This window comes from Thermosulfurimonas sp. F29 (assembly GCF_019688735.1).
Classification (GTDB): Bacteria; Desulfobacterota; Thermodesulfobacteria; order Thermodesulfobacteriales; family Thermodesulfobacteriaceae; genus Thermosulfurimonas_A.
In genome coordinates, this window is sequence record NZ_JAIFYA010000001.1 from 735,059 (window position 1) to 749,548 (window position 14,490).

At 59.1% G+C, this 14,490-nt stretch carries 17 protein-coding genes; 13 read left to right on the forward strand and 4 right to left on the reverse strand.

Annotated elements, in window-relative coordinates; translation table 11 throughout:
• The first annotated feature begins 111 nt into the window (after nt 1–111).
• From K3767_RS03855 to K3767_RS03910, 12 genes are all read left to right on the forward strand, one after another.
• Nucleotides 112–1,815, forward strand: a complete 1,704-nt coding sequence (locus K3767_RS03855) for an FAD-dependent oxidoreductase (protein WP_221172230.1) — start codon at nt 112–114, stop codon at nt 1,813–1,815.
• Nucleotides 1,816–1,817: 2 nt separating this feature from the next.
• A complete protein-coding gene (crcB, locus tag K3767_RS03860) occupies nt 1,818–2,192 on the forward strand; it encodes a fluoride efflux transporter CrcB (RefSeq protein ID WP_221172231.1) in 375 nt (124 codons plus the stop codon).
• On the forward strand, nt 2,189–2,530 hold the full coding sequence (locus K3767_RS03865; protein ID WP_221172232.1) for a DUF190 domain-containing protein: 342 nt from the start codon (nt 2,189–2,191) through the stop codon (nt 2,528–2,530). The genes crcB and K3767_RS03865 overlap by 4 nt, the downstream gene beginning before the upstream one ends.
• Nucleotides 2,523–3,785, forward strand: a complete 1,263-nt coding sequence (hisS, locus tag K3767_RS03870) for a histidine--tRNA ligase (RefSeq protein ID WP_221172233.1) — start codon at nt 2,523–2,525, stop codon at nt 3,783–3,785. The genes K3767_RS03865 and hisS overlap by 8 nt, the downstream gene beginning before the upstream one ends.
• Entirely contained in the window at nt 3,785–4,498 is a 714-nt protein-coding gene (locus K3767_RS03875; RefSeq protein ID WP_221172234.1) for a sulfite exporter TauE/SafE family protein, read from the forward strand. The genes hisS and K3767_RS03875 overlap by 1 nt, the downstream gene beginning before the upstream one ends.
• A 67-nt stretch (nt 4,499–4,565) precedes the next feature.
• On the forward strand, nt 4,566–5,162 hold the full coding sequence (locus K3767_RS03880) for a CBS domain-containing protein (protein WP_221172235.1): 597 nt from the start codon (nt 4,566–4,568) through the stop codon (nt 5,160–5,162).
• 15 nt (nt 5,163–5,177) lie between these two features.
• Nucleotides 5,178–6,377 carry a homocysteine biosynthesis protein gene (locus tag K3767_RS03885; RefSeq protein WP_221172236.1) on the forward strand — a complete coding sequence of 400 codons (1,200 nt, stop codon included), beginning with the start codon at nt 5,178–5,180 and terminating at the stop codon, nt 6,375–6,377.
• Entirely contained in the window at nt 6,374–7,174 is an 801-nt protein-coding gene (gene larE / locus K3767_RS03890; protein WP_221172237.1) for an ATP-dependent sacrificial sulfur transferase LarE, read from the forward strand. The genes K3767_RS03885 and larE overlap by 4 nt, the downstream gene beginning before the upstream one ends.
• A gap of 89 nt (nt 7,175–7,263) precedes the next feature.
• A complete protein-coding gene (gene phoU, locus K3767_RS03895) occupies nt 7,264–8,586 on the forward strand; it encodes a phosphate signaling complex protein PhoU (RefSeq protein ID WP_221172238.1) in 1,323 nt (440 codons plus the stop codon).
• A 10-nt stretch (nt 8,587–8,596) separates the two neighbouring features.
• Nucleotides 8,597–9,794 (forward strand): peptide chain release factor 2 gene (prfB, locus tag K3767_RS03900; RefSeq protein ID WP_370630430.1). Its coding sequence is split into 2 segments (ribosomal slippage): nt 8,597–8,671 and nt 8,673–9,794, totalling 1,197 coding nucleotides; the frame shifts between segments, so codons are not numbered across the junction.
• 22 nt (nt 9,795–9,816) lie between these two features.
• Nucleotides 9,817–10,911, forward strand: a complete 1,095-nt coding sequence (gene carA / locus K3767_RS03905) for a glutamine-hydrolyzing carbamoyl-phosphate synthase small subunit (RefSeq protein WP_221172392.1) — start codon at nt 9,817–9,819, stop codon at nt 10,909–10,911.
• Nucleotides 10,912–10,941: 30 nt separating this feature from the next.
• Entirely contained in the window at nt 10,942–11,835 is an 894-nt protein-coding gene (locus K3767_RS03910) for a bifunctional riboflavin kinase/FAD synthetase (protein WP_255592200.1), read from the forward strand.
• Here the strand turns inward: K3767_RS03910 and K3767_RS03915 are convergent.
• From K3767_RS03915 to argJ, 4 genes are all read right to left on the reverse strand, one after another.
• Nucleotides 11,832–12,068, reverse strand: a complete 237-nt coding sequence (locus K3767_RS03915; RefSeq protein WP_221172240.1) for an HTH domain-containing protein — start codon at nt 12,066–12,068, stop codon at nt 11,832–11,834. The genes K3767_RS03910 and K3767_RS03915 overlap by 4 nt on opposite strands.
• Nucleotides 12,069–12,136: 68 nt before the next feature.
• Complete coding sequence (gene surE / locus K3767_RS03920) at nt 12,137–12,889, reverse strand: 5'/3'-nucleotidase SurE (RefSeq protein ID WP_221172241.1); 753 nt, start codon at nt 12,887–12,889, stop codon at nt 12,137–12,139.
• Nucleotides 12,864–13,019 carry a hypothetical protein gene (locus K3767_RS03925; RefSeq protein ID WP_221172242.1) on the reverse strand — a complete coding sequence of 52 codons (156 nt, stop codon included), beginning with the start codon at nt 13,017–13,019 and terminating at the stop codon, nt 12,864–12,866. Before K3767_RS03925 ends, surE begins: the two co-directional genes overlap by 26 nt.
• Nucleotides 13,020–13,032: 13 nt before the next feature.
• Nucleotides 13,033–14,196 (reverse strand): bifunctional glutamate N-acetyltransferase/amino-acid acetyltransferase ArgJ, encoded by a 1,164-nt coding sequence (argJ, locus tag K3767_RS03930; protein ID WP_221172243.1) that lies wholly within the window; start codon nt 14,194–14,196, stop codon nt 13,033–13,035.
• 88 nt (nt 14,197–14,284) lie between these two features.
• Between argJ and K3767_RS03935 the strand changes: the two genes are divergently transcribed.
• The gene (locus tag K3767_RS03935; RefSeq protein ID WP_221172244.1) at nt 14,285–14,437 is read left to right on the forward strand and encodes a DNA repair protein RadA; all 153 of its coding nucleotides are present in this window, start codon (nt 14,285–14,287) and stop codon (nt 14,435–14,437) included.
• The last annotated feature ends 53 nt before the right edge of the window (nt 14,438–14,490 follow it).

Here is a 14,490-nt window from a genome sequence, read left to right on the forward strand (position 1 = left end):
TTACCCTCTTCCCGGCACTTATTAAACCCTCGATTCCGCTAAATTGAGGATGGTTTGCGCAATCCCCGAGACGGTGATAAGAAAGGGGAGAAGCCAGAAGGGAGGTGCGCAATGGGCAAGAGGATCGTGGTAATAGGTGCGGTGGCTTGCGGCCCCAAGGCGGCCTGCCGGGCCAAACGACTCATGCCCGAGGCGGAAATCACCCTCATCGACAAGGACGATCTCATCTCCTACGGAGGCTGCGGAATCCCCTATTACATCTCTGGGGACATTCCCGACGAAAATCAGCTCCGGGAGACCTCCTTTCACATGCTCCGGGACGAATACTTTTTCGAAAACGCCAAGGGAATCGACCGGGTGCTTACCCGCACGCTTGCCACGGACATAGACCGGGAGCGAAAGGTGGTGAGGGTCAAACACCTCGATTCCGGGGAGGAAGAGGAGATCCCTTACGACAATCTGGTTCTGGCCACGGGGTCCACTCCTTTTATTCCTCCCATTCCGGGCCGGGACCTCGATGGGGTTTACGCCATCGCGAATCTTCACAAGGCCATAGAGATCAAGAACCGCCTGGCCCGGGGGCAGGTGGAACGCGCCGTTATTATCGGAGCCGGTCCCATAGGGCTTGAGATGGCCGAGGCCTTTGCCGACCTCTGGGGGGTGGAGACCACGGTGCTGGAATACTTCGACCAGGTGCTGCCCAGGCTGATCGATCCACCGCTCGCCCGGATGGTGGAGCATCATCTCCGGGAGAAGGGCGTTCGGGTGGTGGTGAACGCCCGTATCAAGGAAATTCGCGGAAAGGACGGCCGGGTTGTCGAGGTGGTGGAGGAACGGGGGAGTTATCCCGCCGACATAGTGGTCTTCGCCACCGGGGTGCGTCCCAATGTTGACCTGGCCCGGCGGGCCGGTCTCCTGGTGGACCGGGGCATCGTGGTGAACGATCGCCTCCAGACCTCGGACCCCAACATATACGCCGGGGGCGACTGCATCGAGACCGTGCATCTGGTCACCGGAAAGAGGGTGGTGCTTCCCCTGGGATCGCTGGCCAACCGTCAGGGCCGGGTCATCGGGGACAATCTGGCCGGGCGTCCCACGCGTTTCCCGGGCGTGGTGGGAGCCTTTATCATGAAGTGTTTCGATCTGGCCATCGGAGCCTGCGGGCTTTCCCTCTCCGTGGCCCGCGCCGAGGGATTCGACGCCGATTACGCCCTGGGGAATCAGACCGAACGGGCGCACTACTATCCGGAGGCCGAGTTCATCTTCGTGGAGCTGGTGTTCGACCGGAGAACCCGACGGGTGCTGGGCTTCCAGGCCGTAGGTCCCAAAACGGACGGAACGCTCGCCCGGATCCACGCCGTCTCCTCCGTCCTGCCCCATCGCCCCACGGTGGAGGACCTCATCTCCCTCGAGCTGGCCTACGCTCCTCCCTTCAATTCCGCCCTGGATCCCATTCACGATGTGGCCCACACCGCGGAGAACCTCCTTGACGGGATCCTGGTCCAGATGGACTGGGAGGAGGTCCTGCGGAGACTCCGGGAGGGGGATCCCGATACCGTTTTCGTGGATACCCGTCATCCCCGGGAGGCCGAGCCCCTGGTCAGGAAGTATCCCGGCCGCTGGATCCATGTGGAATACGACAAGGTGCGCCGCGAGATGGATCGCATCCCCCGGGACAAGGATGTGATCCTCATCTGTAATTCCAGCCGCCGGGCCTACGAGGCCCAGAGGTGGTTGACCGCCGCCGGCTATACCCGGACCTTCGTACCTCCGGGGGGACTCAACTTCCTGCGACGCTGGGGAGTGGAGCTTTAAAAGTGAAATTTCTTTACATTGCGCTGGGCGGAAGCCTGGGGGCGGTCTGTCGTTATCTGGTTAGCGGCTGGTTCCTGCGCTTCGGAGCCGATTTCCCCCTGGGAACGTTGGTGGTTAACCTGCTGGGGGCACTCCTTCTGGGGTTTTTTATGGAACTGTCCACCCGGACCCTCCTTATACCCCCGGAAATCAGGCTGCTGGTGGCGGTGGGATTCCTGGGCTCCTTTACCACCTTTTCCACTTTTGCCTACGAGACCGGAGAGCTCCTCAAGGAAGGGGAATGGATTTTCTTCGTCCTTAATGTAAGTCTGAGTGTGGGGCTGGGGCTTTTCGGAGTAAAATTGGGGGAAGCTCTGGCCCGGGTTCTGGTGCGATGAACGGCCGCTGCGTACTCCTTTCCATATACCTGGACGAGGACGAGAAGGTGGGGCGCAAGCCCCTTTACCGGGCCATTTTGGATTTCCTCTGGGAAAAGGATATTCACGGCTTGACCATGTTTAAGGGGGTTTACGGTTACGGACCGGACAAGAAGGTCCACTCGGCAAGGCTCCTGCGAGCCTCGGAGAATCTGCCCCTGAAGATTGAAGTGGTGGAAACCTGGGAAAAGGTGGAGAGTCTTCTTCCGGAACTCGAGAAATTGATTACCCGAGGGATGATCACCGTAACCGAACTTTATACCATCTGTCACAAGAGGCCTCCCTGCGGCGATGATTAAGGGGATAAGGGGATTCAAGGACATCCTGCCGGAGGAGACCCCGGCCTGGAGCTGGCTTGAGAGCCGGGCCCGGGAACTCCTGCTTCGCTACGGTTTTTCCGAGGTGCGACTTCCCATTCTCGAACGCACGGAACTCTTTGCCCGAAGTATTGGGGAGGCCACCGACATCGTGGAAAAGGAGATGTACACCTTCGTGGATCGCAGCGGTGAGAGTCTCACCCTGCGTCCGGAGGCCACGGCGGGCATGGTGAGGGCCTTTATCGAACACGGTCTCCATGTGCGTCCCCGACCGCTCAGGCTCTTCACCATAGGGCCCATGTTTCGGCACGAGCGTCCCCAGAAGGGACGCCTGCGCCAGTTCCATCAGGTCGATGTGGAGGTGTTCGGGGAGGCCTCTGCCGGGGTAGATGCCGAGCTGGTGGCTCTCGCCCTGGAGATTCTCTCCGCCGGGGGAGCCCGGGATCTTCGCCTGGAGATCAATTCTCTGGGGTGTCCGGAGTGCCGGAAGCCTTACCGGGACGAACTGAGGAAGTTTCTTCTGGCCCGAAGGGACCGTCTCTGCGAGGACTGTCAGCGGCGGGCCGAACGAAATCCCCTGAGGGCGCTCGACTGTAAAAAGGAGTCCTGTCAGGCGGAATTCCGGGAGGCCCCCGGTCTTTCCAGTTTCCTTTGCGAGGACTGCCGGGAGCACTATCAGGCCTTCAGGGAGTATCTGCGGGAAGCCGGAATTCGTTTCGAGGAGAACATCCGTCTGGTTCGGGGGCTCGACTACTACACCAGGACCATTTTTGAGATTAAGGCTCCGGGCCTCGGGGCTCAGGATACGGTGGCCGCCGGGGGGCGTTACGATGGTCTGGTTTCCGCTCTGGGAGGACCGGAGACCCCGGCGGTGGGCTTTGCCATCGGCATGGAAAGATGGTTGCTTACGGCAAGACCGCCGCAGGATCTCCGTCCCGCTCCGGAACTTTTCATCGCCCCCCTGGGAGAGGAGGCCCTGCGCCGGGCCCTGTGGCTGGCCCTCCACCTGCGCAGGAAAGGTCTTCGCGTCGAAACCGATTACGGAGGAAGAAGCCTTAAGGCCCTCCTGCGTCAGGCCGACCGTCTGGGGGCCCGAATGGTGCTGATCCTGGGCGAGGAGGAACTCCGCAGCGGGCGGGCCATCCTCAAGGATCTTTCGAGCGGGTTTCAGCAGGTGCTCCCCTTTTCCGACCTTCGTGATCTGTCCAATCGGATTCTCATCGAGATCCTTTTCTGATGCTCGAGGCCTTGGTTCTCTTTCTGGCCGCTTTCGTTCAGGGACTGGCCGGTTTCGCCTTTGCGCTTCTCGCCGTTCCTCTTCTTTCCCTGGAATGGCCTCTTTTGCGCGTGGTGCCCCTGGTGGCCCTCTGCGGATTCACCCTCAATGTGCTCATGTTATGGCTCCTTCGGCGGAGTTTCCACTGGCGTCCGGTGGCGGGACTGGTGCTTGCCGCGATTCCGGGAGTTTTCGTGGGAGCTAAGGCTCTGGGGTTTTTCCCGGAGAAGGTCCTGCGCTGGGTGCTTTTTGTGGCGGTTTCGGGGTACGCTCTGTGGGAAACGCTGAACCCTGGGGCCCGCAGGATAAGGCTTTCTCCCCGCTGGGGCCCCCTTTTCGGCTTTGCCGCCGGCTTCCTGGGAGGAATGCTCAATACCCCCGGACCCCCGGTGGTTGTTTATGTGAGTCTTTTGCGCATGGATAAGGACACCCTGAAAAGCGCCCTTCAGGGCGCCTTCCTTTGCATCGCCGCCTTTATGGTGGCGGCCCACGGTCTTTACGGACGCCTGAGCCCGGAAATTTTAAGACTTTACGCCACTTACCTCCCCTTCATCGTGGGAGGAATGTTCCTCGGGCAATGGATCTATCTCCGCCTGGGGGAAAGGTCCTACCACCGGCTCGTTCACCTCTTTCTGGTGCTTTCGGCCCTGGCCTCCCTTCTCAAGGTCTTTTAAGGTCTTTTCCCTTGCCGAAAGGATTTAACCGGAATAGATTGATGGGAAAACGCCGAGGGGAGGGGTTTTGAAGGTCAAGCACTGGATGGTCAAGGAGGTCATCACCGTTTCCCCGGAGGAGAGCCTGGAGGAAGCGGTAAGGCTCATGGAGCGGCACGCCATCCGGCATCTTCCCGTAACCGAGGGGGATCGTCTTCTCGGCTTTCTCACCGAGAGCACCATTCGCCAGTACACCAGGCCCGGAGAACTCTCGCGTCCGGTACGGGAGGTGATGATTCAGAATCCCATTACCGTATCCCCGGAGGCCACCATCGACGAGGCCGCCCGCATCATCTATCGCCACAAGATCGGAGGACTTCCGGTGGTGGAAAAGGGCCGTTTGGTGGGTATAATTACCATTACGGATTTGTTGGAGGCCTTTATAGAGCTTATGGGCCTCTTACGGTCGAGTTCGCGGGTGGATGTGATTCCGAAGGAACCGGAGGGGCTGGACGGGGTGCTGGAGATCATTCGGGCCCACGGGGGGCGGGTTATTTCCATAGGCATGGATGTGGATCCCTGCGGGGAGCGGGTATATTACATCAGGCTGGAAAAGATGCCGGTGGAACCCCTGGCTTCGGCCCTGGAGGTGGCCGGCCATCGGGTGATCGCCGTAGTAGACTGAGAAAGGAGGGGCATCATGGGAGAGTTTAAGGTGCGTAAGACCATCGACGAGATCAACGAGCGGATTCGGCGGGGTGAGGCCGTGGTGGTCACGGCCGAGGAGATGGTCAGAATCGTTCGCGAGGTGGGTCCGGAGGAGGCCGCCCGCGAGGTGGATGTGGTGACCACCGGGACCTTCTCTCCCATGTGTTCCTCCGGGGCCTTCATCAACTTCGGGCACACCGTGCCCACCATAAAGGCCTATCGGGTGTGGCTGAACGGAGTGCCGGCCTACGCGGGACTCGCCGCGGTGGACATCTACATAGGGGCCACGGAGCCTGCCGAGGACGACCCTCTGAACAAGGTCTTTCCGGGTGAGTTCCGCTACGGCGGGGGGCATGTGATTCACGATCTTGTGGCCGGAAAGAAGGTTCACCTTCGGGCCATCGCTTACGGCACGCATTGCTATCCCCGCAAGGAGTACGAGGCCGAGATTACGCTTGCGGATCTGCCCTATGCGGTGCTCTGCAATCCCCGTAACGCCTATCAGAACTACAACTGCGCCATAAATCTTTCCGAAAAGACCCTTTACACCTACATGGGGGTGTTGCGTCCGCACGCCGGAAACGCCAATTATGCCACCGCGGGGCAACTTTCCCCGCTTCTTAAGGATCCCTATCTCAAGACCATAGGGATCGGGACCCGGATCTTTCTGGGGGGAGCCAAGGGATATGTGGTGTGGGCCGGGACCCAGCACAATATGGAGGTAAAACGCACCGAGAAGGGGGTTCCTCTTACCCCGGCGGCCACCCTCATGGTGCTCGGCAACCTCAAGGATATGGATCCCCGGTGGGTGGTGGGCACCAGTCATATCGGCTACGGCTGCTCCATGGCGGTGGGGCTGGGGATACCCATCCCCGTCTTGAACGAGGAGGTGGCCCGCTGGACCGGTCTCGGGGACGACGAGCTCTTCACTCAGGTGGTGGACTACGCTTACGATTACCCCAACGGGATCAAGCGCAATTACGGAATCGTGAGCTATGCCGAGCTCAAGAGCGGCAAGATCAAGGTCCTGGACAAGGAGGTACCCACCGTCCCCATCTCCAGTTATGTCCGGGCCAGGGAGATAGCCGAGATTCTCAAGGGGTGGATAAAACGCGGGGAGATGCTTCTTACCGAACCGGTGGCCCCGATTCCGGGGGCGGAGCTCTTCCCCTTCCGTCCTCGCGGCGGGTGATCCCGGAGGCCCTGGAGAGTATTCTGCGCCCCCTGGAGAGGGTGGCGGTGGCCCTTTCCGGGGGGGTGGACAGTGCCGTGCTGGCGGCGGCCGCCGCCCGGATTCTGGGGCCGGAGCGGGTCCTGGCCCTGACCGCCACGGGACCTATTTTCCCTCCCGGCGAAGCGGAACTGGCCCGGGAAACGGCCCGGATCCTGAAAGTCGAGCACAAAGAAGTATTTTTTGACGCCTTATCTCTTCCGGAATTTCGGGAAAACCCTCCGGATCGCTGTTATCACTGCAAGAAGACCCTTTTTGAATTATTCCTGAGAGAAGTACGGAATTTCGGAGCGAAAGCCCTTCTTGATGGAACCCAGGCGGACGACCTCCTGGAGGATCGTCCCGGGCTTCGCGCCCTTTCGGAACTCGGGGTGAGGAGTCCCCTTGCGGAGGCTGGATTGACCAAGGGAGAGGTAAGGGAACTTGCCCGCGGCCTGGGGCTCCTCCAGGCCGAGAGGCCCTCCTCCCCCTGTCTGGCCACCCGGTTTCCCCCGGGGGAGCCTGTCACCCGGGAAGGACTTGAACGGGTGCTGAGGGCCGAGGATTTTCTCCTGAAGCACCTGAACCTGGCCCCCATCCGGGTGCGTCTGGTGCGCGGCGAGGCGCGGATCGAAGCCCCCCCGGAGGCCCTGGATCAGTTATTTGCCGCACGGGAGAAGATAATCCCTGTTCTCAAAAGACTGGGGTTCAAGCGGGTGGCCCTCGATCTCGAGGGTTATCGGACCGGTTCGCTTGTGATTCGGGAAAAATTAAGGTAATTTTCACAAAAAGATCCCGGATTGTTTTCAATTTGGTCCTTGTAAAGGATTAAAGAAATCCGTGAGAATTTTTGATAAGGAGAGAGGAAATGAGCACCCTCGTGGATAGGGATCTTCAGGAGATTCGCAATCATCTTCTGGAGATGTGTCGTCTGGTGGTGGAGATGGTGCGATCCGCGGTGACCGCCTTTGAGAAACGGGATCCCCGGCTGGCCGAAAGGGTCATAGAGCAGGATTCCCGCATCGACGCCCTGGATCTGGCCATAGACCGGATCTGTCTGGAGACCATCGCCCTTAAACACCCCGTGGCCAGCGATCTGCGCTTCGTGGTCTCCACCCTGGACATGATCCGGGATCTGGAACGCCTCGGGGATCAGGCGGTGAACATCGCCGAGCGGGTTCCCCGACTGCTCGCCCTGCCCCATGTGTTTACCTGTCCGGTGGACCTTTCCGAGATGGCCAGAAAGGCCCTGCGCATGCTCGAGGAGGTGATCAACGCCTTTGTGGCCCGGGATACCCGAAAGGCCAGAGAGATCAAGACCTGGGACGATGAGGTGGATCGGTACAAGAAGCTGGTCATCGACAGGATAGTGGATTGTATGGAGAAGAAACTGGAGGTGGTCCGGGTGGGGGTGGAATACATTATCGTGGCCCAGAATCTGGAACGGGTGGCGGATCTGGCCACGAACATCGCCGAGGAGATCATCTACATCGTGGAGGGTAAACTGGTCAAACACGAAGAGATCTGGCCGGAACTGCCTCCGGTGGAAAGGCCGGATCTCTTCGGATTGCTTGAGCGACACGCCCGTCTGGTGATTGAATGTACGGAGCGTTTGCCCCTGGCCCTTGAGGCCTATTTTCAGCGTGATTCCGGGAGACTTCGGGAGATTTCCGAAGACATCATAGCCATCGAAAGGGAGGCGGACCGGCTCAAACAGAACATCCGGGGGCATCTTCCCTACGGGATCATCACTCCGGTGGACAAGTTCGAGCTCTTTCTGTTTCTCAAGGAACAGGACGCCGTGGCCGACGCCGCCGAGGACATCCTCAAGTGGCTTACCTTCAAGCAGGTGGAGGTGCCGGAGGATATCGCCGGGGAAATCCTCGGGCTTCTCGAGGAAAATGTAAAGACGGCGGAATATCTGGTGCCGCTCATCGAAAAGTCCAAGAGCTACATCGAGAGGGGGGACGATGTTTCCCGGCAGGATGCCAAAGAAATTGTGAGAGACATCCGGCGTCGGGAGCATGAAAACGACCTTCTGGCCACCGAGATAAAGCGGAAGGTCTTCGCCCTTGATTCCGATTTCCTGCAGGTTTATTTTCTATTAAAACTTTTGGATTATATTGGAGAGATCTCCGGACGGACTGAAAATGCGGCGGATCTGATGCGTGCAATGATTGCCAAAGCGTAGGAGGAGGCGTATGAGACCGGTGACCCTGCAACCCTCGGAGGTAAAGGCCGAACTCGAACGGCTTGAGGATAGACTCTTCGAGTTAAGGAGGTGTCTTTGACCCGGATCGAGTTAAGGCTCGTCTGGAGGTTCTGGAAAAGGAGATAGTCAATCCGGGATTCTGGGAGTCTCCCGAATCCCGGGAGATTTTGAAGGAACGCTCCCGTCTGATGGACCTCCTATCCCGCTGGAAGGAACTCTCGCGGCGAATGGATGATCTGCGGGTTCTTTTTGAACTTGCGGTGGAGGAGGACGACGAGGAGACCCTGAGGGAGGTGAAATCCGAGCTTTCCGAGCTCGAAAAGATCCTTTCCGAGGAGGAATTGAGGGTACTTCTTTCCGGGGAGCACGATGCCTCCAACGCCATCGTTACCATTCACGCCGGGGCCGGGGGAACCGAGGCCCAGGACTGGGTGGAGATGCTTCTGCGCATGTATACCCGCTGGGCCGAGCGCAAGGGCTTCCGGGTTCGGGTGGTGGATTTGCTGGCCGGGGAGGAGGCCGGTCTAAAGTATGTGACTTTTGTGGTGGAGGGTCCTTACGCCTACGGGTACTTAAAGGCCGAGAAAGGGGTCCATCGGCTGGTGCGGATTTCTCCCTTTGACGCGAGCGGTCGCCGGCACACCTCCTTTGCCTCGGTCACCGTGATCCCGGAGATTGAGGAAAACATAGAGATCGAAATCCGTCCCGAGGATTTGCGCATAGAGACCATGCGGGCCTCCGGGCACGGCGGACAACATGTGAACAAGACCGAGACCGCGGTGCGGATAACCCATCTTCCCACCGGTATCGTGGTGACCTGTCAGAACGAACGCAGCCAGCATCTTAACAAGGCCATGGCGCTGAAGATCCTAAAGGCCCGGCTCTACGAATTAGAAAGACGCAAACTGGAGGAAAAGAAGGCCCAGCTCATGGGGGAGAAGAAGGAGATCGCCTGGGGCAGTCAGATCCGTTCCTATGTGTTACAACCTTACCGTCTGGTCAAGGATCACCGAACCGGGTACGAGACCGGGAATGTAGAGGCGGTGCTTGACGGAGAGATCGATCCCTTTATCCGGGCCTATCTTCTGGCGCGGGTTCGCACGGAAAGGGGATCTTCCGGTGAGACTCCTCCGGAGGTGCCCGCATCCGGAAAGACTACCGAAGAGGGGGTCAGAGTTGGCGCGTAAAAAAGGTCCCAGGGTTCTTCTGATGCTTGAGGACGGCACTCACTTCTGGGGCCGGTCCTTTACCGGTCCCGGGGAGGCTTTCGGAGAGATGGTCTTCAACACCGCCATCACCGGCTATCAGGAGATCCTTACCGATCCCTCCTACAAAGGCCAGATCGTGGCCATGACCTACCCTTTAATCGGAAACTACGGGGTGAACTCCGAGGATTCCGAGAGCCTGGGCATCCATGTGGAGGCCTTCGTGGTGCGGGAATATCAGCCCCGCTACAGCAACTGGCGGGCGGAGAAGTCTCTGGCGGAGTGGCTCATCGAAAACGGAGTGCTGGGCGTGGAGGGGATCGACACCCGGGCTCTCACCCGACACCTTCGCCTTTACGGGGCCATGAAGGCCGGTCTCACCACCGAGGACCTTGATCCCAAGCGTTTCCTGGAGAGGGTGAAGGAGAGTCCGGGGCTGGTGGGACGGGATCTGGTGAAGGAGGTGACCTGTCGGCGTCCGTATCGCTGGCGCAATGGGCGCCTGGAAGAGGCTTCGGAGTTTTCGGGGGACGGGCGTTTGCGCATTGCGGTACTCGATTGCGGCCTCAAACTGAACCAGCTTCGTCTTTTCGAGGAGAGGGGCTGTGAATGCCTGGTTTTCCCGGCCCACACCCCGGCCGAGGAGATCCTGCGCCGGGATCCGGACGGAATTTTTCTCTCCAACGGTCCCGGGGATCCGGCGGCGGTACCTTATGTGGTGGCCACGGTGCGGGAACTTCTGGGGCGCAGGCCTCTCTTCGGGATCTGTCTGGGGCATCAAATGCTGGGACAGGCCCTGGGGGCCTCCACCTACAAACTGAAGTTCGGTCATCGAGGGGCCAATCACCCGGTCAAGGACCTCACCACCGGCCGAATCGAAATCACCTCCCAGAATCACGGTTTCTGCGTGAGGGCCGAGGAACTGCCCCCCGAGGTGGAGGTTACTCACATTAACCTCAACGACGAGACCCTGGAGGGAATTCGTCATCGGGAGATCCCGGCTTTTTCGGTTCAGTATCATCCGGAAAACGCTCCGGGTCCGCATGACGCCGTGTATCTTTTCGACCGCTTCGTGGAGACCATTAAGGCCTATCTTTAAATGAGACTCTATTATCCCCGGGATTTTCCTTTGAGGTTGAGGAATCCGGTGGGGACCCTGGGCAATTTTGACGGGGTCCACCTGGGGCACAGGGCCCTTCTTGAGGCCACCCGGGATCTTGCCCGGGAGCTTTCCGGGGAACCTCTGGTCATTACCTTTGAGCCTCATCCCCGTCTGATTCTTCGTCCCGAGGCCGGCTTGCACCTGCTGACCACCTTTGAGGAGAAACTCCGGCTTATTGAGGAGGCGGGGATTTCCTCGGTGCTGGTAATCCCTTTTGATCGCGAGGTGGCCGATCTCCCGGCCGAGGAGTTCGTGGAGGAATATCTGGTTTACGGTTTGGGGCTCAAGGGGCTGGTGGTAGGGTTCAACTATCGTTTCGGCCGGGGGCGGGGTGGCGATCAGGAACTCCTGAAGCACCTGGGGGAGCGTTACGGTTTTCGGGTGCGGGTAATCCCTCCCCGGGTGGTGGAAGGGCAGGTCGTTTCGAGCACCCTGATTCGGGAACTCCTGGAGAAGGGGGAGGTTCGCCGGGCGGCACTTTTCCTGGGGCGTCCCTACTTCCTCTCCGGGCGGGTGATCCGGGGAGAGGCTCGCGGACGAACCCTGGGGTTTCCCACCGCCAATCTGGAGCCTCCCCCGGAAAAGCTTCTTCCGGCCAGAGGCGTTTACGCCGTAAGGGTGTGCCTGAAAGGAAAGATTTTTTTCGGGGTAATGAACATAGGAGAAAAACCCACCTTCGGCGGTCATCGATTGAGCCTGGAGGTGCATATTTTCGAATTTGAATCCGATATTTACGGAGAGAGGCTCTCGGTGGAATTTATAGACTTTCTGCGGCCGGAAAGAAAATTCCCCTCTCCGGCCGCTCTAGCCGAACAGATTATAAAAGACTGTCAAAAAGCGAGAGAATTGTTGAAGCTTTAAGACTTCTTGCTTTTCTTTAATTCCTCTACGAATTCATCTATGGGATTTTTGCGCTTTCCGGCTTTCTTGGGCACATCTACTCCCCGTTTCCTGAGTTCACTGACCGTCTTAGTTACCTGAAATCGGCTGATACCGAGTTTTTCCGCAATTTCTGCGGAGGTCATTTTATGATAGTTTTCGTAAATAAACTTTACATCTTCCTTGGTCAGAGGTCTGCTTCTTTTGCGGGCCATAAGCCTCCTCCTTTAGAAAGATTTTATTCTTCTGATATGATAAAAAGCAATAAATTTTTGTCAAGAGCTTAGAAAGAAACTTCAGTATTCCTAAGAAGATGCAGAACTTTGTGTTGGGTAAGATCGTGATACAAAGGGGTTATGCTTATGAAACCCTGTTTAATGGCTACGACATCGGTTTCCTCATCTTCTTCCTGAAACTCCTCCCCGCACTGCCAGTAATAAATGTGCCCATGCGGATCAACCCGTTTTTCAAAGCGTTCTCTAAGTTTCCGTACTCCCTGTCGGGTAAACTTTACCCCTTTGATCCGATGGGCCGGAAGGTTGGGAATGTTTATGTTCAGGCAGAAGGGTCGGGGGAGGGGCCAGTTGAAGATGTCTTCGAGGATGGTGGCCACGAAGTAGGCGGCGAAACAGTAACTTTCGTTTCGGTAGGCGGCGAGAGACACCGCCAGGGCCGGGAGCCCCAGGATGGCGGCCTCGGTGGCGGCGGATACCGTGCCGGAGTAAAGCACATTTATGCCCACATTGGCTCCCCGGTTTATACCGGAGACGACCAGGTCCACCGGTCCCACCAGCTCGTAGAAGGCCAGCTTTACGCAATCGGCCGGGGTGCCGTTTATGGCATACCCCCAGAAATCCCTTCCCCGCCGCACCACCCGGACCCGCAGGGGTTCGGAAAGGGTGATGGCGTGCCCCACCGCGCTGCGTTCGGCCTCCGGCGCCACCACCACTACCTCGTGATCCAGAGAAAGACACCGGTAAAGGGCGCAGATCCCCTCGGCGTAGATGCCGTCATCGTTGGTCAGAAGGATCTTCATCTTTTATCTTTTCCTTCCAGATGAGATAGAGCATGCAGCCCTGACGGTGAGGACAGTAGTCCCTAGGGTGGCGGCATCCCTCCTCAAGGGGCACCTCTTCCTGATATTTCATGCAATAGCCCTTTTCCATGGTTCTTTTCTCCTCAGGTTCGGTATTCGGCATTGATCCTTACATATTCGTAGGAAAGATCGCAGGTGAGGACCTCGGCCGAGGCCGAGCCCTGCCCGAGGTGGATCCGCACGGAGAACTCCGGGCGGGCCAACCTTTTCCGGGCGGCTTCTTCCTCCGGTACCCCCCGGCCCCCGCGCACCAGGGGCACACCGTCTATGAATATCTCCACCCTCTCCGGTTCCAGTCCCCGTCCCAGCTTGCCCAGGGCCACGAGAATTCTTCCCCAGTTGGGGTCTTCGCCGAAGAAGGCGGTCTTTACCAGGGGGGAATCGGCCACGGCCCGGGCCAGTTCCTCGGCCGCCTCCGGGCTCGGGGCCCCCTCCACGAGGATACGCACCGTCTTGGTGGCGCCCTCGCCGTCCTTCACTATGAGATAGGCCAGTTCCCGGCACACCTCGGTGAGCACTTCCTGAAAGGCGGGCCAGACCTTTCGGTCCAGTTTTCCGGCCCGTCCGTTGGCCAGGAGGTAGACCGTATCGTTGGTGCTGGTGTCTCCGTCTACGGTGATCCGGTTGAAAGAGGAGTCCACGGCCTGTCGCAGGCTTTCCCGGAGCACCTCGGTGGGGAGGCCGGCGTCGGTGAGCACGAAGGCCAGCATGGTGGCCATGTTGGGGGAGATCATACCGGCGCCCTTGGCGAGCCCCAGGATCGAGGCGCCGGTTCCGGGGAGATCCCGGCGGACCAGTTTGGGAAAGGTATCCGTGGTCATCATAGCCCGGGCCACGAGAGGAGCCCGGTCAGGCGAGAGCCCGGAGACTAGATCCGGAAGGCAGGAGGTCAGGCGTTCCACCGGGAGGCGGGTTCCGATCACCCCCGTGGAGGCGGGCAGGATTTCCTCCGGCGAAATCCTGAGGAGGTCGGCCAGGCTTTTGAGGACCTTTTGGGCATCGGACAATCCCTCCGATCCGGTGCAGGCGTTGGCACAGCCGCTATTTACCAGGATGGCCCGGGCCGGTGAGCCGGATCGGAGCCGTTCGAGCCCGAGGATTACCGGAGCAGCCTTGAAGTCGTTCCGGGTGAAGACCCCGGCCCAGGTGGCCGGGACCTCGGAATAGATAAGCCCCAGGTCCGGACGCCCCCGGTACTTGATCCCGGCCTCCACCGCCGAAAATAGATATCCCGCCGGCGCACGCATGCCTTTCAATATACCGCGGAGGAGAGGGCTTGACAAAGTAGAGAATGTAAATTAACTTATCTACAGAAATCGAAAAAGGAGGTAAGGCATGGCGGTCTGGAAGTGTGATAAGTGCGGGTTTACCAAAGAGAGTCGTTGTAAGCCACGGAAGTGTCCGGAATGTGGCGAGGCCGGAACCTTCGTAAAGGAGGGTGCCGAGGCCAAGTCTTCCGCAAAGGGCGGATGCAGGAAGTGTAAGTGAGGGCTTTCTCCCCGCACCCCCTCCCTGCCTCCCTCCTCCTGGGGGCCCGCAAA